1 rRNA gene is annotated in these 2,941 nt (G+C 52.1%); it reads left to right on the top strand.

Going from position 1 to position 2,941, the window contains the following annotated elements:
• Positions 1-4 precede the first annotated feature (4 nt).
• A 23S ribosomal RNA gene (locus ACZ3IJ_RS36165) occupies positions 5-2,939 on the top strand.
• Positions 2,940-2,941 lie beyond the last annotated feature (2 nt).

The raw sequence follows: 2,941 nt of genomic DNA, 5'->3' as shown, positions 1-2,941 counted from the left end.
AACAAGTTAAGTTAGAAAGGGCGCACGGTGGATGCCTTGGCACTAGGAGCCGATGAAGGACGGGACTAACACCGATATGCTTCGGGGAGCTGTAAGTAAGCTTTGATCCGGAGATTTCCGAATGGGGAAACCCACTATCCGTAATGGGATAGTATCGTTACTTGAATACATAGAGTAACTGAAGGCAGACCCGGGGAACTGAAACATCTAAGTACCCGGAGGAAGAGAAAGCAAACGCGATTCCCTTAGTAGCGGCGAGCGAAACGGGATTAGCCCAAACCAAGAGGCTTGCCTCTTGGGGTTGTAGGACACTCTACATGGAGTTACAAAGGAACGGGGTAGATGAATAGGTCTGGAAAGGCCAGTCACAGAAGGTAAAAACCCTGTAGTCGAAACTTCGTTCCCTCCTGAGTGGATCCTGAGTACGGCGGGACACGAGAAATCCCGTCGGAAGCAGGGAGGACCATCTCCCAAGGCTAAATACTCCCTAGTGACCGATAGTGAACCAGTACCGTGAGGGAAAGGTGAAAAGCACCCCGGAAGGGGAGTGAAATAGATCCTGAAACCGTGTGCCTACAAGTAGTTAGAGCCCATTAATGGGTGATAGCGTGCCTTTTGTAGAATGAACCGGCGAGTTACGATTACATGCAAGGTTAAGTTGAAGAGACGGAGCCGCAGCGAAAGCGAGTCTGAATAGGGCGATAGAGTATGTGGTCGTAGACCCGAAACCAGGTGATCTACCCATGTCCAGGGTGAAGTCCAGGTAACACTGGATGGAGGCCCGAACCCACGCACGTTGAAAAGTGCGGGGATGAGGTGTGGGTAGCGGAGAAATTCCAATCGAACTTGGAGATAGCTGGTTCTCTCCGAAATAGCTTTAGGGCTAGCCTCAAGGTAAGAGTATTGGAGGTAGAGCACTGTTTGGACTAGGGGCCCCCATCGGGTTACCGAATTCAGACAAACTCCGAATGCCAAATACTTATCCTTGGGAGTCAGACTGCGAGTGATAAGATCCGTAGTCAAGAGGGAAACAGCCCAGACCACCAGCTAAGGTCCCAAAGTATACGTTAAGTGGAAAAGGATGTGGAGTTGCTTAGACAACCAGGATGTTGGCTTAGAAGCAGCCACCATTTAAAGAGTGCGTAATAGCTCACTGGTCGAGTGACTCTGCGCCGAAAATGTACCGGGGCTAAACGTATCACCGAAGCTGTGGATTGACATCTATGATGTCAGTGGTAGGAGAGCGTTCTAAGGGCGTTGAAGCTAGACCGTAAGGACTGGTGGAGCGCTTAGAAGTGAGAATGCCGGTATGAGTAGCGAAAGATGAGTGAGAATCTCATCCACCGAATGCCTAAGGTTTCCTGAGGAAGGCTCGTCCACTCAGGGTTAGTCGGGACCTAAGCCGAGGCTGAAGAGCGTAGGCGATGGACAACAGGTTGATATTCCTGTACCACCTTATGAATCGTTTGAGCGATGGGGGGACGCAGGAGGATAGGGTAAGCGTGCTGTTGGATTAGCACGTCCAAGCAGTTAGGCTGGTAATGAGGCAAATCCCATTACCGTGAAGGCGGAGCTGTGACGGCGAGGGAAATATAGTACCGAAGTTCCTGATTCCACACTGCCAAGAAAAGCCTCTAGCGAGATTCAAGGTGCCCGTACCGCAAACCGACACAGGTAGGCGAGGAGAGAATCCTAAGGTGAGCGAGAGAACTCTCGTTAAGGAACTCGGCAAAATGACCCCGTAACTTCGGGAGAAGGGGTGCTCTTTTGGGTGCAAGCCCGAGAGAGCCGCAGTGAATAGGCCCAGGCGACTGTTTAGCAAAAACACAGGTCTCTGCGAAGCCGTAAGGCGAAGTATAGGGGCTGACACCTGCCCGGTGCTGGAAGGTTAAGAGGAGGGGTTAGCGTTCGCGCGAAGCTCTGAATTGAAGCCCCAGTAAACGGCGGCCGTAACTATAACGGTCCTAAGGTAGCGAAATTCCTTGTCGGGTAAGTTCCGACCCGCACGAAAGGTGTAACGATCTGGGCACTGTCTCAACGAGAGACTCGGTGAAATTATAGTACCTGTGAAGATGCAGGTTACCCGCGACAGGACGGAAAGACCCCGTGGAGCTTTACTGTAGCCTGATATTGAATTTTGGTACAGCTTGTACAGGATAGGTAGGAGCCTTGGAAGCCGGAGCGCCAGCTTCGGTGGAGGCATTGGTGGGATACTACCCTGGCTGTATTGACATTCTAACCCGCACCCCTTATCGGGGTGGGAGACAGTGTCAGGTGGGCAGTTTGACTGGGGCGGTCGCCTCCTAAAAAGTAACGGAGGCGCCCAAAGGTTCCCTCAGAATGGTTGGAAATCATTCGTAGAGTGTAAAGGCACAAGGGAGCTTGACTGCGAGACCTACAAGTCGAGCAGGGACGAAAGTCGGGCTTAGTGATCCGGTGGTTCCGCATGGAAGGGCCATCGCTCAACGGATAAAAGCTACCCCGGGGATAACAGGCTTATCTCCCCCAAGAGTCCACATCGACGGGGAGGTTTGGCACCTCGATGTCGGCTCATCGCATCCTGGGGCTGTAGTCGGTCCCAAGGGTTGGGCTGTTCGCCCATTAAAGCGGTACGCGAGCTGGGTTCAGAACGTCGTGAGACAGTTCGGTCCCTATCCGTCGTGGGCGTAGGAAATTTGAGAGGAGCTGTCCTTAGTACGAGAGGACCGGGATGGACGCACCGCTGGTGTACCAGTTGTCTTGCCAAAGGCATAGCTGGGTAGCTATGTGCGGAAGGGATAAGTGCTGAAAGCATCTAAGCATGAAGCCCCCCTCGAGATGAGATTTCCCATAGCGTAAGCTAGTAAGATCCCTGAAAGATGATCAGGTTGATAGGTTTGAGGTGGAAGCGTGGTGACACGTGGAGCTGACAAATACTAATAGATCGAGGACTTAACTAAAA

The organism is Streptomyces sp. NPDC013317 (genome assembly GCF_055563155.1).
This window is presented reverse-complemented; position numbering and strand designations above follow the sequence as displayed.